22 protein-coding genes and 1 tRNA gene are annotated in these 21073 nt (G+C 62.6%); 16 read left to right on the top strand and 7 right to left on the bottom strand.

Going from position 1 to position 21073, the window contains the following annotated elements; all coding sequences use genetic code 11:
* Nucleotides 1-119: 119 nt before the first annotated feature.
* Together BCY88_RS09330 and BCY88_RS09325 are read left to right on the top strand one after the other, a co-directional pair.
* On the top strand, nucleotides 120-1007 hold the full coding sequence (locus BCY88_RS09330) for a TetR/AcrR family transcriptional regulator (RefSeq protein WP_120344124.1): 888 nt from the start codon (nucleotides 120-122) through the stop codon (nucleotides 1005-1007).
* A 46-nt stretch (nucleotides 1008-1053) separates the two neighbouring features.
* Nucleotides 1054-2190 (top strand): enoyl-CoA hydratase/isomerase family protein, encoded by a 1137-nt coding sequence (locus BCY88_RS09325; protein WP_120343985.1) that lies wholly within the window; start codon nucleotides 1054-1056, stop codon nucleotides 2188-2190.
* Nucleotides 2191-2301: 111 nt separating this feature from the next.
* Here the strand turns inward: BCY88_RS09325 and BCY88_RS09320 are convergent, their stop codons facing one another.
* The gene (locus tag BCY88_RS09320; protein ID WP_120343984.1) at nucleotides 2302-2727 is read right to left on the bottom strand and encodes a hypothetical protein; all 426 of its coding nucleotides are present in this window, start codon (nucleotides 2725-2727) and stop codon (nucleotides 2302-2304) included.
* A gap of 569 nt (nucleotides 2728-3296) precedes the next feature.
* Here BCY88_RS09320 and ssuD point away from each other — a divergent pair.
* The 7 genes from ssuD (at nucleotide 3297) to BCY88_RS09285 (ending at nucleotide 7909) form a co-directional block, all read left to right on the top strand.
* Complete coding sequence (gene ssuD / locus BCY88_RS09315) at nucleotides 3297-4457, top strand: FMNH2-dependent alkanesulfonate monooxygenase (RefSeq protein ID WP_120343983.1); 1161 nt, start codon at nucleotides 3297-3299, stop codon at nucleotides 4455-4457.
* 55 nt (nucleotides 4458-4512) lie between these two features.
* The gene (gene ssuC, locus BCY88_RS09310) at nucleotides 4513-5445 is read left to right on the top strand and encodes an aliphatic sulfonate ABC transporter permease SsuC (RefSeq protein ID WP_259461295.1); all 933 of its coding nucleotides are present in this window, start codon (nucleotides 4513-4515) and stop codon (nucleotides 5443-5445) included.
* Complete coding sequence (locus tag BCY88_RS09305) at nucleotides 5442-6452, top strand: ATP-binding cassette domain-containing protein (RefSeq protein ID WP_120343982.1); 1011 nt, start codon at nucleotides 5442-5444, stop codon at nucleotides 6450-6452. Before ssuC ends, BCY88_RS09305 begins: the two co-directional genes overlap by 4 nt.
* Before the next feature lie 47 nt (nucleotides 6453-6499).
* Nucleotides 6500-6715 carry a TOBE domain-containing protein gene (locus BCY88_RS09300; RefSeq protein WP_028198179.1) on the top strand — a complete coding sequence of 72 codons (216 nt, stop codon included), beginning with the start codon at nucleotides 6500-6502 and terminating at the stop codon, nucleotides 6713-6715.
* A gap of 187 nt (nucleotides 6716-6902) precedes the next feature.
* A complete protein-coding gene (locus BCY88_RS09295; RefSeq protein WP_120343981.1) occupies nucleotides 6903-7100 on the top strand; it encodes a hypothetical protein in 198 nt (65 codons plus the stop codon).
* Nucleotides 7101-7214: 114 nt separating this feature from the next.
* Entirely contained in the window at nucleotides 7215-7457 is a 243-nt protein-coding gene (locus tag BCY88_RS09290; protein WP_120344123.1) for a DUF6566 family protein, read from the top strand.
* A gap of 71 nt (nucleotides 7458-7528) precedes the next feature.
* On the top strand, nucleotides 7529-7909 hold the full coding sequence (locus BCY88_RS09285; RefSeq protein WP_120343980.1) for a glyoxalase superfamily protein: 381 nt from the start codon (nucleotides 7529-7531) through the stop codon (nucleotides 7907-7909).
* 141 nt (nucleotides 7910-8050) lie between these two features.
* Here the strand turns inward: BCY88_RS09285 and BCY88_RS09280 are convergent, their stop codons facing one another.
* Nucleotides 8051-8320 (bottom strand): hypothetical protein, encoded by a 270-nt coding sequence (locus BCY88_RS09280; RefSeq protein ID WP_120343979.1) that lies wholly within the window; start codon nucleotides 8318-8320, stop codon nucleotides 8051-8053.
* Nucleotides 8321-8822: 502 nt separating this feature from the next.
* On the opposite strand from BCY88_RS09280, the gene BCY88_RS09275 reads away from it, so the two are divergent.
* Together BCY88_RS09275 and BCY88_RS09270 are read left to right on the top strand one after the other, a co-directional pair.
* Nucleotides 8823-9008 carry a type II toxin-antitoxin system HicA family toxin gene (locus tag BCY88_RS09275; RefSeq protein WP_120343978.1) on the top strand — a complete coding sequence of 62 codons (186 nt, stop codon included), beginning with the start codon at nucleotides 8823-8825 and terminating at the stop codon, nucleotides 9006-9008.
* Nucleotides 9009-9091: 83 nt separating this feature from the next.
* Nucleotides 9092-9511 carry a type II toxin-antitoxin system HicB family antitoxin gene (locus BCY88_RS09270; protein WP_120343977.1) on the top strand — a complete coding sequence of 140 codons (420 nt, stop codon included), beginning with the start codon at nucleotides 9092-9094 and terminating at the stop codon, nucleotides 9509-9511.
* Nucleotides 9512-9679: 168 nt separating this feature from the next.
* Here BCY88_RS09270 and BCY88_RS09265 read toward each other — a convergent pair.
* From BCY88_RS09265 to BCY88_RS09245, 5 genes are all read right to left on the bottom strand, one after another.
* Nucleotides 9680-9755: transfer RNA gene (locus BCY88_RS09265), tRNA-His, on the bottom strand.
* A gap of 103 nt (nucleotides 9756-9858) precedes the next feature.
* Nucleotides 9859-10860, bottom strand: coding sequence for a tRNA dihydrouridine(20/20a) synthase DusA (gene dusA / locus BCY88_RS09260; RefSeq protein WP_120343976.1), 1002 nt, complete (start codon nucleotides 10858-10860; stop codon nucleotides 9859-9861).
* 191 nt (nucleotides 10861-11051) lie between these two features.
* Nucleotides 11052-12452 carry an efflux transporter outer membrane subunit gene (locus BCY88_RS09255; RefSeq protein ID WP_120343975.1) on the bottom strand — a complete coding sequence of 467 codons (1401 nt, stop codon included), beginning with the start codon at nucleotides 12450-12452 and terminating at the stop codon, nucleotides 11052-11054.
* A 4-nt stretch (nucleotides 12453-12456) separates the two neighbouring features.
* Entirely contained in the window at nucleotides 12457-14469 is a 2013-nt protein-coding gene (locus BCY88_RS09250) for a MacB family efflux pump subunit (RefSeq protein WP_120343974.1), read from the bottom strand.
* The gene (locus tag BCY88_RS09245) at nucleotides 14463-15653 is read right to left on the bottom strand and encodes an efflux RND transporter periplasmic adaptor subunit (protein ID WP_120343973.1); all 1191 of its coding nucleotides are present in this window, start codon (nucleotides 15651-15653) and stop codon (nucleotides 14463-14465) included. The genes BCY88_RS09250 and BCY88_RS09245 overlap by 7 nt, the downstream gene beginning before the upstream one ends.
* Nucleotides 15654-16131: 478 nt before the next feature.
* Here BCY88_RS09245 and BCY88_RS09240 point away from each other — a divergent pair, with 478 nt between their 5' ends.
* The 5 genes from BCY88_RS09240 to BCY88_RS09220 all read left to right on the top strand — a co-directional run.
* A complete protein-coding gene (locus BCY88_RS09240) occupies nucleotides 16132-16374 on the top strand; it encodes an MbtH family protein (protein ID WP_120343972.1) in 243 nt (80 codons plus the stop codon).
* An 11-nt stretch (nucleotides 16375-16385) separates the two neighbouring features.
* Nucleotides 16386-17165 carry a thioesterase II family protein gene (locus BCY88_RS09235; protein WP_183081325.1) on the top strand — a complete coding sequence of 260 codons (780 nt, stop codon included), beginning with the start codon at nucleotides 16386-16388 and terminating at the stop codon, nucleotides 17163-17165.
* Between the two features lie 51 nt (nucleotides 17166-17216).
* The gene (locus BCY88_RS09230; protein ID WP_259461294.1) at nucleotides 17217-18764 is read left to right on the top strand and encodes a cupin domain-containing protein; all 1548 of its coding nucleotides are present in this window, start codon (nucleotides 17217-17219) and stop codon (nucleotides 18762-18764) included.
* Nucleotides 18765-19032: 268 nt separating this feature from the next.
* A complete protein-coding gene (locus BCY88_RS09225; protein WP_120343970.1) occupies nucleotides 19033-20031 on the top strand; it encodes a YqcI/YcgG family protein in 999 nt (332 codons plus the stop codon).
* A 116-nt stretch (nucleotides 20032-20147) separates the two neighbouring features.
* The coding region (locus tag BCY88_RS09220; protein WP_259461293.1) for a condensation domain-containing protein at nucleotides 20148-21073 on the top strand (926 nt) is incomplete at its 3' end.

The raw sequence follows: 21073 nt of genomic DNA, 5'->3' as shown, positions 1-21073 counted from the left end.
GTGGCGCCATATCGCGCCTGATGATCTCGATTGATTGGTGAGAATTTAATGAACGGTGTTCAGTAAACAGTGTTCAGTTTAATTTGACTTTTCAGTTTGTCAACCGGAAAATGTTCGTCATGGGAATAGCCGAACGAAAAAACCGTCAGAAGCAGGCGCTGCGCGAACGCATCCTCGATGCAGCGCGGCGTATCGTGATGCGCGAAGGCTTTGCCGCGCTGTCAATGCGCAAGATTGCGGACGCCATCGAGTATTCGCCCGCCACGCTGTACCTTCACTTCGCAAGTCGCGATGAGATCGCCCGGGCGTTGTGCGCGGAAGGCTATGCGCAGTTGCTGGAAACGTTCGTGCCGCTTGCGCAGATTGCCGATCCCACCGCGCGCCTGAAAGCGCTCGGGCGTGCTTATGTGGCATTCGGTGTCGCGCATCCGGAGACCTACCGTCTGATCTTCATGGAAGACCCGAGCTACACGGGCGCGGCGCTGGGCGGCGCGGCCGCTCTGTTGGCGGGTGAGGCGGCGGGCGAAACCGTGGAGAACGCAGCGGCAGGAACGTCAGTGATGGCTTCTGCCGCGCCCGGCAATGCGGCTGGCGCGGGTGCCGAGCCGGAAAAAACAGATGATCCGGACGCCGCCGCCCTGTACGTCATGATTTCCGCGATCGAAGAGTTGAAAGCATCGGGGCGCTTGCCCGCATCGATGGAGGTGGGCGTGTGGGCGGAGGCCTTCTGGGCGACTCTGCATGGCATCGTCGCGCTGAACCTGACATGTCCCGTGTTCCCGACCGCGCCGCTGGATACCGTGGTGGGCATCGCGCTCGATGCCTGGCTTGGGGCGCAGGACGCCGGTCAGCCGCAAGGCGCTGCGAGTGGATCCCGGGCGCGGAAGAAGAAGTCTGCTGAAGCGTCGCCTGAATCGCCGGCCGCGGCGGCAGTCAGCGAGACCGGTAGCGAGACCGGCAGCGCGCAGACTCAACCCGCCACCAGGCGCAAAGCCGCGAGTGCGTGATAACGTTCAGTTCCGATTCATTTTGCGCCATCGCGCCTAGCTCTCCATGTCCATTTCCGCCTCGCCCGCCATCAGCGACGAAGTCGCGACTTACGTAGCCAACCGCATCGGTTTCATCGAACTGGAAAGGCCTAAGGCGCTCAACGCGCTGTCTACCGGCATGATTCGCGCGATGCACGCGGCGCTCGACCAGTGGCGCGAAAATCCCGACGTGCTGGCCGTGGTGGTGCGCAGCGGGCATCCGCGCGCGTTTTGTGCGGGCGGCGATATCCGCTTTCTATACGAATCGGCGCAGCGCGGCGAGCAGGACGCGCGCGATACGTTTTTCACCGAGGAATACCGGCTCAATCACGCGATCTTCACCTACCCGAAGCCGTACATCGCGTTGATGAACGGCGTCGTGATGGGCGGCGGCATGGGGATTTCGCAGGGCGCACATCGTACCGGCGGCCTGCGGGTGGTGACGAACTCGACGAAGATGGCGATGCCCGAGACTCGCATCGGCCTCTTTCCCGATGTCGGCGCAAGCTGGTTCCTGGCGCGCACGCCGGGCGCGCTCGGCCGTTATCTGGCGGTCACTGGCGAGACCATCGGCGCCGCCGATGCGCTCTACGCAGGCCTTGCCGACGCCTATATCGACGACGCGGCGTTGCCCGCGCTAGTCGACACGCTGCGCACCGAACTGTTCGAGCGTGGCGCAGACGTGGTGGCGTGTATCGAGCGTGAGACCGCTGCGTATCAGGTCGTGCCGCAACCCGATGCCGCGCCGCTCGCGAGCACACGTGCATTGATCGACCGGCATTTCGCCTTGCCCGAGGTGGCGCAGATTCTCGCTTCGCTGCAGCAGGAATGCGAGCAGGGTGGCGAGGCCGCGGAGTGGGCCGAGCAGACGATTGGTGTGTTGCGTGAACGTTCGCCCTTGTCGATGGCCGTCTCGCTGGAAGTGGTGACGCGTGCCGAAGGTTCGATGGCGGATGTATTGCGCGGCGATCTCGATCTGACGCGCACGAGCTTTGGAGAGGGCGATACGATCGAAGGGATTCGCGCGCGCATCATCGACAAGGACAACGCGCCGCGCTGGCGTTTTGCGCGCATTGAAGACGTGAGCGCCGCCGATGTGGCGAAGATGTTCCAAAGCCCGTGGCCGGCAAACGAACACCCGTTGCGCGATTTGCGGTCCTGAGCGAGACCGGGCCGTTGCGATAACCGCAGCGCAAGCCATGCCGCTGCGCAAGTCATGCCGAAGCACCAGGCTGCCACACCGGCATGACTTCGCGAGCAAGACGGAAGGTGCTCAGTCCTCGTCTTCGCTCGCCATGAACGCGCGCATGAACACCAGCGCGCCCCAGCCCCACATCGCGTTCGCCGCGAAACCCACCGCGAGACGCGGCAGCATGTTGCCGCTCGGCCAGATGCCGCGCAGCGGATCCACCACGAACACGCTCGCCGCCGTCAACGCAATGCCGCCGAATACGAAGGCGGGCACCCATGGCGCGCGCCGCTCGGGCGCGACGCGCAACAGCCACGCCATCAGCACCGCCCAGAACGCGCTCCAGATTGCATTCGCGATGAACTCGGGCAGCCCGAGCGGCAAAAACGGCGCGGTCGAAAAACCGCTTGCGTCGATCAGCCCGGCCGCGTGCAGCAGCGCCAGGGTCGATTCATGAAAGAACAGGGAAGCCAGAAAGCCGGCGACGAACGGCAGGATGAGTTTTTGCATGCATTGCACCGCGAGAGCTCAGGCGGCGTGGTTCACGCGGCCTGCATCGGATTATTGGAAACGTGGCGCCATTATATAGAGGGGCAACCCGCTTCCAGCGTGGGTAAGCTGCAACATCCGTATGCTTTAGCGTCGGGCTAATCACGAAAGTGGAAAACCTAAGCTAAAAAAAATCGTTCAAAAGCCGGGTCCCGATCCATAGACTGTTTCTCCATACAGACGGCGTTTGCCGCCGTCGCCTGTTTAATCGAGCGCATCACGCGCACGTTTGGTCGAGGGAAGCCGTCGCGATGTCCTGCCTGATGCCGATCTTCAATTGCCCCATGACGCACGCGCGCTCGTGGCTGTGCTGTCGGAACTGATCCGCGCCTCACCGCCGTATTTCCGTCTTTTCTTGCACCTGCATCTCCGGTTTCCGTGCTGGATGGATGCGCGCGGCTAGCGGTGCGCGACCAGCGGCGCGCGGCTAGTGGTGTGCGACCAGCGGCGTGCGCTTTCGCCCGACGCAACGTCCATCGTCGTTGTACAGGTCTTCCTTCAATCCAGTTTCGAACAAGCAGGAGCAGCAAATGAATGTGTTCTGGTTCATTCCGACTCACGGCGACAGCCGCTATCTCGGTACGTCCCAAGGCGCACGCGCAGCCGATTACGACTACTTCCAGCAGATCGCCGTCGCCGCCGATACGCTCGGCTACGAGGGCGTGCTGCTGCCGACCGGCCGCTCGTGCGAAGACGCATGGGTCGTCGCGTCGAGCCTGATTGCCGCCACCAAACGTCTGAAGTTTCTGGTGGCGATCCGTCCGGGTATTTCGTCGCCGGGTCTGGCCGCGCGCATGGCGGCGACCTTCGACCGGCTCTCGAATGGACGTCTGCTGATCAACGTCGTGACCGGCGGCGATTCAGCTGAACTGGAAGGGGACGGCGTGTTCGTCGATCACGACACGCGCTATGAAATCACCGACGAGTTCCTGCATATCTGGCGCAAGCTGCTGAGCGCCGCGCATACCAACGACGCGATCGATTTCGAGGGCAAGCATCTGACCTCGAAGGGCGGCAAGGCGCTCTATCCGCCGGTGCAGAACCCGCATCCGCCGCTGTGGTTCGGCGGGTCGTCGGCGGCTGCGCACGACATCGCGGGCGATCACATCGACACGTATCTGACGTGGGGCGAGCCGCCCGCAGCCGTGGCGAAGAAGATCACCGACATTCGCGCCCGTGCCGAAGCGCGCGGCCGCACGATCAAGTTCGGCATTCGCCTGCACGTCATCGTGCGCGAAACCGAGGAAGAAGCATGGGCCGCCGCGGACAAGCTGATCAGCAAGCTCGACGACGAAACCATTTCCCGTGCCCAGGCTTCGTTTTCGAAGATGGATTCCGAAGGACAGCGCCGCATGGCCGCATTGCACGGCGGCAAGCGCGGCGGCCGCGCCGAGCTCGAGGTATATCCGCATCTGTGGGCGGGCGTGGGGCTGGTGCGCGGCGGCGCGGGTACGGCGCTGGTCGGCAATCCTGAACAGGTGGCGGAGCTGATGAACGAATACGCGGCGCTCGGCATCGACACCTTCATTCTGTCCGGCTACCCGCATCTCGAAGAGTCTTACCGTTTCGCCGAACTGGTGTTCCCGTTGCTGCCGGGCCGTCAAATCAAGACCGCGGGCGGTCCGCTGTCGGGGCCGTTCGGCGAGATCGTCGGCAACAACTATCTGCCGAAAGCGGCGAGTTCGAGCTGAGCGCGCCGCTCGGTTCGGCAAGCATGGCTAACGGTCAAGCAGTGAGGAAATCAGCATGGCTCAATCTACTGTGAGCGCGGGACAAGGGGTTCAAACCGGGACTCAACCCGGCGCCCGCGTCGAGATCAATGCAGGCACGAATGCGGACGTGAGTGCAGGCGCGGGTACCGACGTCAAGGCCCGCGCGCATTCAGGCGCGAGTCTTGCCGTCTTGCGCCGTATCGGTGCGCATCTTGCGCCGTGGCTCGCGCCGCTGGCGATTCTGCTGGCATGGGAATTCGCGGCGCGCAGCGGCATTCTTTCGACGCGCGTGCTGCCCGAGCCGCTCGCGGTCGTGAAGGCTGCGTGGTCGCTGATCCAGTCCGGCGAAATGTGGGCCGACGTGAAGGTCAGCACGTGGCGCGCGGTGTCGGGCTTCGCGATCGGCGGCGGCATCGGGCTCCTGCTCGGCCTCGCAACGGGGTTGTTCAAACCCGTCGAAATCGCGCTCGATTCGACCGTGCAGATGGTCCGCAATATTCCCGCGCTGGCGATGATCCCGCTCGTGATCCTGTGGTTCGGTATCGAGGAAGAGGCCAAGGTGTTTCTCGTCGCGTTGGGCGTGTTTTTCCCGATCTACGTGAACACGTTCCACGGCATCCGCTCGGTGGACGCCAATCTGATCGAAATGGCGCGCAGCTACGGCGTGAAGGGTTTTGCGCTTTACCGGCACGTGATTCTGCCCGGCGCGTTGCCGTCGATTCTGGTCGGCGTGCGTTTCGCGTTCGGGCTGATGTGGGTGACGTTGATCGTTGCCGAAACCATTTCCGCGCAGTCCGGCATCGGCTACATGACGATGAACGCGCGCGAATTCCTGCAAACCGATGTGGTGGTGGTCGGCATCCTGCTCTATGCGGGGCTCGGCAAACTCGCCGACGTGCTGGCCAAGAGTCTCGAGCGCGTATCGCTGCGTTGGCATCCGGCCTATCAACGAGGAGCGAAAGTATGAGCGCAACCACATTGTCGGCGTCGTTCGGCGGCATCGCGGGCAGCGATCTCGAAGCCGAACTGGCGCAGCCGCGCACCGTCGATCACGACGCGGACGAAGCCGCCGGCTTCGATCGGGCCGAGCCGCCGCACGATCGCCGGCGCGACCAGCGCGTGGGTGTCGTGCCCTCGGCGGCGGGGGCATCGGTACGCAACGACGCGCGCCGATCCGCCGACTATTCAGTCGAATTGCGCGGCGTCGGCAAGCAGTACGGCGAGCGCAAGGTGTTGTCCGATTTTGACCTGTCGATCGAGCGCGGCAGCTTTGTTGCCATCGTCGGCCGCAGCGGCTGCGGGAAATCGACCTTGCTGCGCCTCGTCGCGGGTCTGGAAAAGGCCACCTCGGGCGTGCTCGAAAAGCGTACCGAAGACGGCCGGCCGCTCGACACTCGCATCATGTTTCAGGACGCGCGGCTCTTGCCCTGGAAGAGCGTGCTGCAAAACGTGATGCTCGGCCTTGGCCGCAGTGCGCGTGAGGATGCACGCGCCGTGCTGGCCGAAGTCGGCTTGCTCGAGCGTGCCAACGACTGGCCCGCGCAGCTCTCCGGCGGTCAGCGCCAGCGTGTGGCGCTGGCGCGCGCGCTGGTGCATCGGCCGCAATTGCTGCTTCTCGACGAACCGCTTGGCGCGCTCGACGCGCTCACGCGTATCGAAATGCATGCGCTGATCGAACGGCTGTGGCGCGAACATCAATTTACCGCGCTGCTGGTGACGCACGACGTGCATGAAGCCGTCGCGCTGGGCGACCGGATTCTGCTGATCGAAGAAGGGCGCATCGCACTCGATCAGCCGGTACCGCTGGCGCGCCCGCGGGCGCGTGCATCGGCCGGTTTCGCCGCGCTGGAAGAACATGTGTTGCAACGCGTACTGAAGACGGCGCCGAACGACGACGCGCTGTCCCATCGCGCTTACGACACACGTGACGAGGGCCGCCTCACGCGGCCGACAGACGTCCGCTGGGCCGTCTGACATCCCTTGACTGACCGTTTTCAATCGCTTTTCTGGAGTCACTCGATATGACCATTTCCGCAATCAACGTACGTAATCAGTTCAAAGGCAAGGTCAAGGAAATCATCCGCGGACCGGTGGTGTCCGAGGTCGATGTGGACACGCCGTTCGGCATCGTCACCTCGGTGATCACCACGCGTTCGGTCGACGAACTCGACCTGAAGGTCGGCTCGGAAGTGGTCGCGCTGGTGAAGTCGACAGAGGTGTCGATCGCGCGTTTGTAAGTCCCGCTGCAGCGGTTATGCCTTTCGCCGCCGCTTGCATCCTCACATCCTCGTGCGCGTCAACGCTATGTCGCGTTGGCCGCGCGGGCGACCCTTCCTGGGCCACACAACGCCCAAGCCTCGATACGTCCCTGCGTCCGGCCGCGAAACTTGCTAGGATAAATTCAGCGTCACGACGGAGACGGCCATGTCGAAGTCATTAAGCCCTGAAGCGGTTGAAGCTTTGCGGCGCCTGAACGATGTCGGCGTCGGACAGCCCGTGCCGAAGTTTGCGCAGTCCGTCGCGGCGGAATTGCTGGCAAACGGGCTTGCCGCCGAAGTGGGCAGCGGCGAAGTCGAGATTACCGTTAGCGGGCGGCAGTACCTTTCTGGCGATTGCGACTAGTCGTCGGATGCAGGGCTTGCCAGTCCATATTGACGAGCCGTAGCGACGGCCCGGGGCAGAGGCATGGCCGCGCGGAATTTCACCCCGAACACCGAACCCCTCAAGGAGGCGATCATGGAGCCGAAGGGCCTCGACATGGGCGACTATCAGGAGCGCTATCAGGACTACGACATCGAAGTCGCGGTCGAGCAGGTGCTGACGGGCGTGAAGACGCATTTTCGGGTGTTGCGCAATGACGCGGTGGTGATCGACTGGCGGCTTGTCCACATCGACACCGTATGGTCCACGGAGCATGCCGCGGCGCAGGCGGGCTTCAAGGCGGCGCGCGAAACGATCGACGCCGGTCTCACCGGATAACCGTAGGCACCGGAACTGGCAAACCCATTCCATTAAGCTGACGGTTTCACACCGACTTGTTGGGGATCGCTATGCACCTGGCGCGCGCTATTCCAATCATCCGCATTTTCTCCGAAGAGAAGGCGAGAGAGTTTTACGTGGACTTTCTCGGCTTCACCATCGACTGGGAACACCGCTTCGAGGCCAATTTTCCGCTCTATGCGCAGGTGCGCCGCTCCGACCTGATTTTGCACTTGAGCGAGCATCATGGCGACGCGACGCCGGGCTCGACGATTTTCGTGCCAATGCAGGGCATTGACGCGTTGCATGCCGAACTTCAGCACAAAGATTACAAGTACGGGAAACCGGGCGTTGAAGAGGTGCCGTGGGGGAAAGTGCTGGAGACGGTCGATCCGTTCGGTAACCGGATCCGGTTTTGCGAGTCGCCGGAAGAGGAGCCGGGCGAGGCGTGACGAAGCAGGGGCCGGGGCTCGATCCCGACGGCGCGGCCGCCGTCGCCATGTAAACGAAACTGGGCGCCGGCATGCATTGCTGCATGCGCGGCGCCCAGTTTGGCGGCCGTCTTGTGAACGGCTGCCTTCAACAGCGACAGATTAGTGGCCGAAGAAAACCGATTGCGGGCCCGACGAAGCCGGTGCACGCGTACCCGATTGCGACGACACCGTGTTCACGCCACCGTATGAGTTCGATTCGGCGTTAGCGCGTTCCGCTGCGACCGTTTGTGCGCTTTGGCCTTGTTGCGAAGCCGGCGCGCCGACTGACGGACGATAGAACGGTGCCGGGCCGTAGCCGCTAGCGAATGCGGGGGCGGCGATCGAGGCAGAAACAGCAACCAGCAGGGCGGCGATGAGCTTGGTCTTCATGGTGTGACTCCGATAAGTTTCGATTTCATTTCAGGAAGGCGTCGCAGGGGCCGGTAGGGGTGTGTCTGCAACGTCGATGGAAGGCAGTGTATACCCCTACTATTGAAAATTTGTACCGATAATCTGAAATTACTATTCTCGCCACTGAAATAATCCGTCAGAGGTATATGCGACAGGCTTCTGCGGTGGTCCGACCCCGCGAGCCAAGCGGTTTTTGTGGCTGAAGACCGGGTTGGCGGGGCGGTTATTGGTGGGGTTCTGATGTCGCCCTGGTTCGGCTCGACGCTGCAGGAGCCGGCAACCCGCCCTGCACGTGCACTGACTTGCACCAACGATCTCTTGGGGCGCCGCGCCCACTGGTGCTGCGCCTATTGCCTCGCGGCAATTTCCGTTCAGGTCCATCTACATCTCGTTGCATACAACTTAAATGTTGCGTTTTTAGTTTTTTTGGTACAACATTTATGTTGTAATTTTCCTCGTCTTGCTCAACAAGAGGAGGAACATGAAGTACAGCGAGTTTAGGAAGTGGCTGAGGAAACAAGGTGCGACATTCGAAAAGCACAGGAGCGGTTCAAGTCACTACCGGGTTACGCTCAACGGCAAGACAACCATCTTTCCGGATCACGGCGCCAAAGAAATGGGCACCCATCTCGTCGCGGCGATCAAGAGGCAGCTTGGTATCAAATGAATGAGCAGGAGAGGTCGAGAGGGCCTCTCCTGATACTCGCGGGCTTTGTGTTTTTCCTGAAGCAGTCACACTGGAGAACCGTAATGTTGTCGTACCCCATCGAGCTAACGCCGGATTCCAATGGCACGTTCCTCGTCACGTTTGCGGACGTGCCTGAAGCGATCACCGTTGGCGAGAACGAAGATGATGCATCCGTGCAAGCCCTCGACGCACTGGAGGCTGCACTTGAGATCTACTTTTCGGAGAAACGGTTCATCCCATTGCCGTCTAAGGCAAAGCGCGGCCAGCGCGTTGTAACGCTTCCTGCGCTCGTAACTTCGAAGGTTTTGCTCGCAAACGAAATGCTGCTGCAGAACGTGCGTAAGGCGGAGTTGGCGCGCCGATTGAAGGTCAATCAGGTACAGGTCGATCGTCTTTTGAATTTCCGTCATTCATCGAAGATCGAGATGGTCGAGTCCGCGTTTGCTGTTCTTGGCAGGCGCCTGGAAGTGCGGCTGGTTTGATCCCTTTGCTGCTTTCCAATTGCAAACCTCGCTTCGCGGGGTTTTTTCTTGATGAATCGACGCGACTGCGCGTGCTCCCTGATCCTGATGAACCGCGATGCAAAAACAAAAACGGCGTTGTGATCTCTCACAACGCCGTTTGATCAAACTTTTACTGCTTGAATTCTTTGGGGTGGCTGATGGGGCTCGAACCCACGACAACAGGAATCACAATCCTGGACTCTACCAACTGAGCTACAGCCACCACTGACATCTGCTTGACTTGCTAAGCAACTCATTGCTGAGAAACTTGGCTCGTCGATGAAGAAACGAGATTATACGAACAAGAATCCGGTTTGCCTAGTCCTTTATTCAAAAATTTCGACGGGCTCACGCAGATGCTGTCTTGCCTCGTCGAAGATGCTCAGATCGCGCGCCGCCAGACGTTTGCTATCGGACAACACGCGACGCCATCCACGTGCACCGGCTTCGCCGCGATAGAGGCCAAGCGCATGACGCGTGATCGCACCCAGGTACGTGCCGCGCGCCATTTCAGCCGCGCAGTATTCGATCAGCTTCGCCTCGACCTGTTCGCGTGTGAGTGGCGCATCCGTCGCGCCATAGAAGCGTGCATCGACATCGGCCAGCACATAAGGGTTGTGATAGGCCTCGCGCCCGAGCATCACACCGTCGACGTGCTGAAGATGCGTCTCCACTTCATCAAGCGTCTTGATGCCGCCGTTGATGATGATCTCCAGATGCGGGAAGTCGCGCTTCAACTGATACGCGTAGTCGTATTTGAGCGGTGGAATTTCGCGGTTTTCTTTCGGGCTCAAGCCCTTGAGAATCGCATTGCGCGCATGCACGACGAACACATTGCAACCGGCGTCCGCGATCGTGCCGACGAAGTCACGCACGAAACCATATTCCTCGACCGCATCGACACCGATCCGGTGCTTGACCGTCACCGGTATTGAAACGGCATCGCGCATTGCCTTCACGCAATCGGCGACGAGTTGCGGCTCGTTCATCAGGCAAGCGCCGAACGCACCGCGCTGCACGCGCTCGGACGGGCAGCCGCAGTTCAGATTGATCTCGTCATAGCCCCATTGTTCACCCAACCTGGCTGAACGCGCGAGGTCGGCAGGCTCACTGCCGCCGAGCTGCAAGGCGACCGGCGCTTCTTCGGGCGTAAACGCCAGATGGCGTGGCACGTCGCCGTGCAGCAAAGCGCCGGTGGTGACCATTTCGGTGTAGAGCCACGTATGGCGTGATATCACGCGATGCAGCGAGCGGCAGTGACGATCGGTCCAGTCCATCATCGGCGCGACGGATACGCGGCGGGGACTGGGGGTTTGAGCTGAAGACATGGGGCGGCGAGACGGCTTGAATCAAAACCCGATTTTACCGCAAGGCGTAAAACTTCCCGTGCGCGCAGAAGGCCCGGCAGCGGCGGGGCGCAGTTGAAGGCATGGAGTAGGCTCGCGCGGCGCGTGATTCTGTGTGCGGCGGCCGGTGCCAGCAAGTGCTCCTGGCAATCGCCGACACCCGCAATCACCCGCTACGATCGGCTCCGGGTTCCGGCACGCACCTCATCCTCCCGCCAGCCCCCACCCAACGCCCGGAACAGCGCCACCGCGCCCTGCAAACGCGCCAGCCGCAACTGAATGTTCTCATCCTCGGCACGATATCGCGTCTGCTGCGCGGCGAGTACGGCGAGCAAGGTTTCGGCGCCGGCCCGATATCGGCTCTGCGCCAGTTCAAGAGCGCGCCGCGCCTCCTCGAGTTCCTCGTCTTGTGCTGCGCGTTGCGCGTCGACCCCCTGGATCGCATTGAGAGCGCGCTCGACGTCGCCGAACGCGGCGATGATCGCCTGCCGGTAATTGGCGAGCAGTTCTTCTTTCTGCGCGACGGCGAGATCGCGGCCCGCTGCGAGTGATCCGCCGCTGAAGATCGGCGCTGTCAATCCAGCCGCGATGCTATACAGGGAGTTGTCGAACAGCGTACGAATACGGTCGTTACCGAACCCGACTGAACCCGTCAAGGTGACGCCCGGCAGCATGGCGGCACGCGCGGCCGTGACGTTCGCACTGGCTGCCTGAAGCTGCGCTTCGGCGCGCGCGAGATCGGGACGCTGGACCAGCAGCGATGAAGGTACTCCCGCATCTATGCCGGGGATGCGCAATTCGTCCAGTGCCGTCGTCGAAAGCTGCAGGCTTGAAACCGGAATGCCGAGCAGCACGGCGAGCGTCGCCTGGCTGTCGTTTGCCTGCTGGCCGAGCAGGGCGGCGCTACGGCGCTGCGCGGCGACCAGGGCACGCTGCTGGGCGAGATCGATTGGCGTTGCCGCCCCCGCTCTGAATTGCGATTCCACGGTGGCGAGAATCTGCTGTGCAATCCTCAGATTTTCCCGGGCGATGCCATATCGTTCGCGCAATGCTACGGTCTGCAACCAGGTGTTGGCGACGTCCGCGTTCACGGTGAGTGCGACGGTGTCGCGGTCGAACGCGGAGGCGCGAAGTTTGGCGAGCGCCGCATCGCGAAGCGCACGGTTGCGCCCCCAGAAGTCGAGTTCGTAGCTGGCGGCGAGACCCACGTCGAAGGCCGTGCCGGCCAACTCGGTGTCGCTGACGAGCAGTCCGCCTTGCCTGCTTGCATCGGCAAAGCCCGACACGGTGGGCAGCAACGCGGCGCCGGCGATCCGCGCACTGGCCTGGGCCTGCTCGACGCGCGCGATCGAGGCCGCAATGTCGAAGCTGTTCGCGTCCGCCTGCCTGACAAGGCTGTTTAGTTCGCTATTGCCAAATCCGGTCCACCAGTCTGTCCGGGCTGGCCCGGTCTGTGTCGCGGCAACCGGTGAATACTGCCATGTGGCGGGCGGGGTGATGCCGCTGTCGACGGGCGCGTGACTCGCGCATCCGTACAATCCGAAAACGGTAAAGCCGATTACCCAGTGTTTCATCGCGTCACTCGCTTGCCAGTGCGATCACAGGATCGAGGCGCGCGGCCTTGCGGGCCGGCATGAAGCCGAATACCAGCCCGGTCAGCAGCGCGCAGGTGAAAGCGCCGAGAATGGCGCGCACCGAGAAGATGGCGGGCACACGCGCGGCCATCAGGCTTGCGCCGACCAGCAGGCCGAAGACCACGCCAAGAACGCCCCCGATGCCGGAAACCAGCGTCGCTTCGGTCAGGAACTGCCGGAGAATGTCGCGCTGGCGTGCGCCGGTCGCAATCCGGATGCCGATCTCGCGGGTGCGCTCCCTGACCGTCATGAGCATGATGTTCATCACCCCGATGCCGCCCACGAGCAGTGAAATGGCCGCGATCATGCCGAGCATCAGGGTTAGCGTGTTCTGCGTTTCGGTCTGTGCTTTCACCGAGGCGGCACGATTGAATACCTGAAAATCGCGGATATGGTGACTGCCTTCGAGCGTATCGGTGATTTGCTGTGCAGTCTGATCCGCAAGATCGAGCCTGTCGACAAGGACTGAAATCCAGGAGAGGTTCGTCGTGCCGAGTATCCGGCGGCCACCGGTCGAAAATGGCATGAGGACCACGTTGTCGTCGTCGGAGTCGCCGGAGGTCGCCCCTTTTTCTTCGAGCTCGCCGATGACCTGAAAGGGGACGTTGTTGACGAGTACATAGTGGCCGACGGAATCCGTGCTGCCGAAGAGCTTTTCGCGTACGCGCTTGCCAAGCAGAATCACGGTGGCGAGATCGTGTTCATCCGTGCCGGTGAAGAAGATGCCGCGGCTGGTCTTCCAGTTCAGCACGCGCGAGGCGTCTTCCGTCACGGCCCATACCGGCACCTGCACGTCGACGTTGCTGTAGCGTACGGTGACGTTGCCCTGGAGAAAGGGCATCGAGGCGCTGACGTTGGGCATCTGGCGCACGAGATCGGCGTCGGCTTCGGAGAGGGTGCCGCCCGGTCCGCGAGGATTGTCGCCGCCCGGTATCACGTACATCCGGTTGGTTCCGAAGCTGGCCATTTTCTCGATCACCTGGTGTTCCGTGCCGGCGCCGATGGCCAGCATGACGATCACCGACGCCACGCCGATGATGATGCCGAGCAGGGTCAACAGGGTACGGAAACGGTTGATCCACAGAACCCGCCATGCCGCGCGCAGCGCTTCATGCGTGTCGGCCATGAACGATGCCGTGTGCGCGGCTGCGTCAGCCATCGAGGCGAGAAATGTGCTTGCATCCAGCGAAGCCCGCCCGCTCGACACCGGGCCGCCGGTGGAGTCGGCGATGATCTGGCCGTCGCGGATCTCGATGGTGCGATGCGCGCGCGCGGCGACCTCGCGGTCGTGCGTGATCAGGATGACGGTGTGCCCGGCTTCGGCGAGTTCTTCCAGCAAAAGCATGACCTCGGCGCCGCTGCGAGAATCCAGTGCACCCGTCGGCTCGTCGGCCAGCAGGATGTGGCCGCCGTTCATCAGCGCGCGGCTGATCGAAACGCGCTGCTGCTGTCCGCCGGAAAGCTGGCTGGGGCGATGGCCGAGCCGGTCGCCGAGACCCAGGCGCGTGAGCAGAGCCGCAGCGCGCTTTTCGCGCTCGGCGACCGGCACGCCGGAATAGATCGCGGGCACCTCGACATTTTCCCGTGCCGATTCCGTGGCGATCAGGTGATAGCCCTGGAAGACGAATCCGAATGCCTCGCGACGCAGCCAGGCCAGTTCATCGGCATTGAAACCCGCGATGTCCTGCCCGGCGAACAGATAGTGCCCGGCGCTCGGCCGGTCGAGGCATCCGAGAATGTGCATCAGCGTCGACTTACCCGAGCCCGAAGCGCCGACGATCGCGACAAACTCTCCCGCCGCGATGGACAGGCTGACGCCGCGCAGCACGTCGACTGCCGGCAAGGGCTTGCCGTCAGGACCTTCGGTCTTGCCACCGTAAGACTTGCGGATGTCCCGCAGCTCGATCAGCGGAGATGGACCCGATCCTGCTGCTGTCGCGCCGCCAGCCGCTACCACTGGAATCTCCCGTCGATGGCCCGCGTCCGGCGCACGCCGGTGACCAACTGGTCGCCGGCCTTCAGTCCTGCCAGGACTTCGCCGCTCAGACGGTCATGCACGCCGATCCGCACCTCGCGGGTCACCACATGGCCATCCAGCGCTATCCGAGCCGTGTATGCGCCTGGCTGTCCAGCCGTCGGCGCCATCGCGGCAAGTGGCGCGATGATCACGTTCTGGGCTTTCGCCGCGACGAAGAAGACCTGAGCGCTCATCTGAGGCATGAGTTGCGCGTCGCCATTGGCAATGTCGAAAAGCACCGTGTACAGCACCACCTTGCCCGCGGACTGGGTGGCCGCCGACGGATTGCCTTGCTGGCCGCCATTGGACGACGTGGCCTGGTTCGGCGGCGCGGGCAGGATCTGTCGGACCGTCCCGTTCCAACGGCGTTCACTCGAACCCAGCGTCGTGAAATAGACCGGCATGCCGGGCTTGACCCGCAAGATGTCGGCTTCGGAAACCTGAGTCCACACCGTCATGGTGGACAGGTCGGCGATCCGCAGTATGGTGGGTGTCTGATAGGTTGCGTTGAGTGTCTGCCCCTCGCGTGCATCGAGCGTGACGACGGTACCGCTCATCGGCGCATAGATACGCGTATAGCCGAGCTGCGCATCGTCGCCTTTGAGGTTCGACTGCGCGCCATCGATCTGGGCCCGCAGGTTATCGATCGTGGCGCGAGCCGACATCAGCGCGGCGTATGCGCTCTGCAAGTCTTCGTCGCGTGTCGAACCCTCGGATGCCATGCGCCGTTGCCGGTCGTACTGCTGCTGCGCGAGTTCGCGTTGGGCCTGGGCGCCGACCAGTTGCGCACGCAGACTCGCGAGCGTGGACTGGTCGACATCGACCTTTGCCTGCTGGATGCTCGGATCGACCTCGACCAGTAACTGTCCTTTGTGGACCTTGTCGCCCGGCTGCACATGGATGCGGCGGATTTCGCCCGACGCCTGCGCGCCGATATCGACATAGCTGTGTGGCTGCAGCGTGCCGAGCGCTGTGACGCTGGACTCGATATCGCCCCGGCCAATGCTGATGGTATCGACGTGTTCGACGGCCCGAAGGAAAAATGCCCAGACGCCCAGTGCGATCAGCAAGATGAGAATCACAACAATGCCGGCTCGTGTATGTCGTCTGGATATTCGTCTCATTGAACGGTTCGGCAGGAGCAGTCAACGGCCCGCGCATGAGCACGGAGCGTTGACGTGATGCTCGGTTTTCAATGAAAACCCGGTAACGAGTTCGTCACGCAGGCTTTCTACTATGCGTCCACATGGTTACCGCGAAGGACCTTGAACACGCTGTGGCCCGGAGTGGCTAAATATCGCCGCGAAGTATAAACGATTCTCATTACGCAACAAGCGACTTGATGTGCAATGACAAAAAAAGGGGAGAGACGAGGTCATGTCGTTTCTTCGGCGGTGTTGAGTCGCGGTTGTGGCGGCAGATGGGTCAATACGAAAGTTCGTCAAAAATCTTGACAAGAGGGCTCGCACAGCCTAACTTTCACGGGCGTTTGCGAATGGTTCTCATTTACGAAATGAAATGAGTTTTGTTGCGCAATGTATAGGACGCTGTCGAATAGTGGACGGACAGCGTGTGACATGCCGGAAATGACAGGGGGCTGCGATGAGTTGGGATGATGAGAATGCTGAATTCGAGGTAGTGATCAACGCAGAGGAACAGTATTCGATCTGGCCGGGCTACAAGCAGATACCGGGCGGCTGGCGGGCGGTGGGCAAGCAGGGCAAGAAGGCTGAATGCCTCGCTTACATCGAGGAGCACTGGACCGACATGCGGCCGGCCAGCTTGCGCCGGGCAATGGATGGCAGTGGCGCGGCGCCGGAAGCTGTGCAGCCGCACGCGCATTAAGGATCGTCGGTATGACCCGGCCCGTTGGCTCCAGCAGCACCGTGACGCTGTTCTGTCTGCCTTATGCAGGCGGTAACGCCGCGATTTACCGTGAGTGGTCCTCACGTTTGCCGGCCTGGATCAGGCTGGTGCCGCTGCATATACCGGGCCGCGGCGTGCGCCGCAACATGCAGCCGATACACCTGTGGCCTGAACTGCTGACGTTGCTTGTCGAAGACATGCGGCCTCATCTGAACGAGCCGTTTGCGATCTTTGGCCATAGCATGGGCGCGCTTATCGGAATCGAACTCGCCCATGCGATCAGGGCCCGCCATGGCGTTTCGCCCGTGTGGTTCGGTGCGTCGGCGTGCACGGCCCCGTCGCGGCGGGAGCGGGAGCTGCACTGGTTGAGTTGTCCTGATGAAGTGTTCATTGACGAAGTGCGTTCGCTCAACGGCATGCCTGAAGAACTGCTCAGGAACCGCGAGTTCATGGAGCTTGTGCTGCCGTTTCTGCGGGCCGATTTTCATCTGTGCGGCTCATACGAATACCGCTCGCGCGTGCCGCTTCAGTGTCCCGTGCATGCGTTCACGGGCGCCGCCGATCCGATTCTCGACGACGACCCGCAGAGCGTGTCCGCGTGGTCGCGGGAAACGACTGGCGAGTTTCAGTTGACGTCGCTCGACGCGGATCACTTTTTTATCAACACGCACCGCGATGCGGTGATTGAGCTCGTGAGCGAGAGCCTGTGCCGCGCGACCGGAGCGCACGTGCAGCGCGGCACGCCGGCACGGCGCGTAGCGGCCGCCTGACGAAGCCGCGTCATCGATACACAATCAACGTGCGTTTCATGGAGATTCTGCGTGGACAAGCAAACTCTGCTTTTTGATTTTTCGCCGTACCTCGATCGTCGGGAAGAGATGCTTCCCTTGATCCGTGAATTTGCCGCGCACGATGGTTTTCGCAGCGCGGCGGTCGAGGAGCTCGAACTGGACGACGATTTCTACCGCCGTCCGTTGCGCCCTGAAGACCTCGATTTCCTGCTGTTCAAGAAGCCGATCCGGGCCGAAACAGTGAGCCGTCTGCCGTCGCTCGCATCACAACGATTGCTGCTGACGCTCAACGAAGCCGGCATCGCACGACTGCCGCGCAGCGCGGACGCTGACGAATTCGCGCGCTTCGACGGCTATTACAGCGAGCGCAATCAGGTGCTCGGCGCGCGCATCCGGCCGTTTCTCGAGAACTATGCGTTCACGTTCGTCGGCGATGAAGCGTCGCCGCAGCATGACGCACGGGCGTACCGGGCGAGTCTGCACGAATTCATCGACGCGGAAAGCGCGTTCTGGCGCGATGCATTCGGCACGCTGATGCGCAACGACTATCTGCCCGAGGGGCTGCGTTTCGTGATGATCCAGCGCTGGAGCCTCGCGCCTTCGCGCCGTGTCGCGGTTGGGCGCGCAGCGGCGTCGGGCTATTTCGACGCGATCGATAGCGCGCACCGTCCGATTCTCGATGGCGCCGCCAATGACGCGTTACTCGCGCGCGTCGCTGGATTTACCGGCCTCACGCGTCGGGAACATTCGTACTGGCAGTTCTACCTGCCGACCAGCCTCGCGAAAGTGAACCTGCTGTACGCCTTCGGCTCGCGGCCGGACCGCGCGTTCGCGCTGCTGGGCGCCGCCTTCGCCGCCGAAGCCGAAGCGCTCGCGTTTTCGATGGCGCTGGCCGAAGCCTGTCCGCATCTGGTTGCGCCGTCGCCGCGCGGCGCGGCGCATGCAGGTGTGGACCCGGATGTGAACCGGAATGCAAACCGGAGTGAAAACATTAACCCGGCCGCCGATCCGCTTGCCTCGCTCGTTGCCCGTTTCGACGCCGCGCTCGCCCGGCTCGAAGCACGTTACGGCACGCAGGGGCGGTATCGCTTTGGTCAGGGCTGGGGCGCGGCCGTCAAGCTCGCGAGTCGCGCGCGTTGGGACCTCGGCGAACAGCTGCGCTGGCTGTCGTCGATCGACCAGTATGTGCGCTTTGCCAAGGGCATCGATCAGCGTATCAACGCCGAACGGCCCGATATCGATCGCGAAACCTTCGTCGAGCCGCGCGAAATGTGTTCGACGACGCATGTGCATAACGACCACCGGTTGGTCGTCATCGAAAGCGGCGACATGATTTTCTGGGGCAACGTAGGCATGCAGTTGCAAATGACGCGCGGCGACATGGTGCTGATTCCCGATGGCCGTCTGCACGGCTCGACCGTGACGTCCGCCGAGTGCACCTATCACCAGCCGATCATCCCCGACGAATGGATCGCCGAATTGCCGCCCGATACGCGCCCGGTGCCGGCCAACGCAGGCACGGCGCCCGCTGCAAAAGTTCCCACAGAGACGGCCGCTGCAACAGCCGTGACGTCATGAGTTGAGCTTATGACCTGATGCGATAGCGTGCCGCGCGGATTGGCAAGCCGGCACCGCAAAAATCGCATTTTTCGTTTTACCCGAGACCCTCGACGGATGCGTTCGCGCACGCCGGAGGGCCCCTGTTTGCGCGCGATTTCCGTACGCAAGCGCGTTGAGCTGCTCAGCGGACCGGGCGTGAGACGCGCACAGCCTGATGCATAACGGCAGCACAACGGCACTACGCCACATGCAAAACACCATGTCTGAGTCTTCATTGGAGAGGGCCATGCCCGCTGAGCTCGATGACCAACAGCAGGACCCGGCAGCACGCGGCGTGAGCGACTGGCGCTCGCGCACGATTCTCGGCGCGCAGCTCGGGCTCACCGATGTGCCCGCGTGGTTGCCGAAGTCGTATGCGACCTTGCGCGACCAGGTGATGCACCCGGAGTATCCGTGTTTCTTCGGCACGATTGCCGAGCGGCGCGGCGAGATGTTCTACGCGTTCGTCAACGAGAAGGACACCAGCACGCTGCCCGCGACGATGGCGACCTTCGCGGCGCTCGCGGCGCGTGCCGAGTACCGGCGCAACAACATCGCGATCTTCTTCGAGCCGGATGCCGAGCCTTTGTCGCACGACGAGTATCACGATCTGTTCTGGGACACCCTGCAGTTTCTGCACGATCAGGACCCGGACCCGGAGGCGGACCAGCAGCCCGATCCGTCGCAGGAGGAGTGGGAGTTTTCGTTCGGCGGCATCCAGATGTTCGTGGTGTGCGCGTGTCCGTCGTTTGCCCAGCGCCACAGCCGCAATCTCGGTCCCGGCATGGTGCTGCTGTTCCAGCCGCGCGCAGTGTTCGTCGACACCATCACGAACAAAGTGATCGGGCGTCAGGCGCGCAATCAGGTGCGCGAGCGTCTGCGTCGTTGGGACGATGTGCCGCCGCATCCGGATCTCGGCTTTTACGGCGACGCGGGCAATCTCGAATGGAAACAGTACTTCCTCGACGATCTCGATGTTGCGGCGGTGGACGCCTGTCCGTTCCTGAGCCGCCGCGCGCGCAATGCGGCGCAGGCAAAGGCGGAAAGTAAGGCCGATGCGAAAACCGACTCGCCGTCTGTTCCAGCGGGTCATGCGACGACGCAAACGAAGCATGGTCAGGCCGTGGTCCAGCACGCCGGCGTGAGCGTGCCGCGCACGCTCCAGCAGCCCTCTGCGGACGCAGCAGACGTGGATGACACAACTGATGAAGTACAGCGCCGGCAGCCGGTCGAACCGACACGTTGAGCGCGTGGCGCGCGCTACCTGAAGAGCGGCTGCGGAAAACACACTGCCGAACGGCTTCGATAGCGGTTCGGCACGGATATCAGATCGGCTTGTGAAGCCGGTCCACGAGGGCAAAGATGAGCGAGACGATGAACGGAATGGCCGACGAAATGCTGGCGATATCGAAGGCTTATGCCGGATTGCCGGCGCCGAAGCGCGAGGTATTTCGCGCGCGTCTCGCTGAGCGGGGCATCCCCGCGAGCCGTCTGCCGATCGTGCCGCTTGCGCCGCGCGGCGAACGTTTTCCGCTGTCTTACGCGCAGGAGCGGTTGTGGTTCCTGTGGCGCCTGGAGCCGGATAGTGCGAGCTACAACATGGTATCGGCGGTCCGTTTCGACGGACGACTCGATATCGGTTCCGCGCAACGGGCTCTCGATCATCTCGCGGCGCGTCACGAGTCGCTACGAAGCCGCTTCGAGGACGTTGACGGCACGCCATGGCAGGTGATCGATAGCACGCCGTATGAATGGGCGGAATACGATCTGGCATCGACATCGGATGTGGTCACAGACACGGATGTGGACGCGAGACTGAAGTCGCTGCTGGCACAGCTGTCGCGCCGGCCATTCGATCTGGAGCATGGGGCGCTGCTGCGGGTGTCGCTGGTGCGCGTCGCGCCGGACGAGCACGTGCTGCACTTCGCGATGCATCACATCGTGTCGGACGCGTGGTCGATCGGGGTGCTGACGCGGGAGTTCGCCACGCTGTACCAGGCGTCCAGCGACGGCATGCAGATGGATGCGTTGCCGCTCGCACCGCTGCCGGTGCAGTACGGCGATTACGCGGTGTGGCAGCGCGAATGGCTCGACGCGGCACGTCTGGATGCGCAACTCGACTACTGGCGCACGCGTCTGGGCGACGAGCATCCGGTGCTGGAGCTGCCGGTGACGCGCAAGCGCACGGGGCTGCGCAGCGCCGAGGGCGGGCGGGTGGTGCGGCGTCTGGATGCGGCCCAGGGTGAGGCGTTGCGCGCTCTGTCGCAACGCCATGGCGCGACGCTGTT

The sequence above is a fragment of the Paraburkholderia fungorum genome (assembly GCF_003610895.1).
GTDB lineage: Bacteria > Pseudomonadota > Gammaproteobacteria > Burkholderiales > Burkholderiaceae > Paraburkholderia > Paraburkholderia fungorum_B.
The sequence above is the reverse complement of the archived record's forward strand: the minus strand, read 5'-3'. Positions and strand labels throughout refer to the sequence as shown.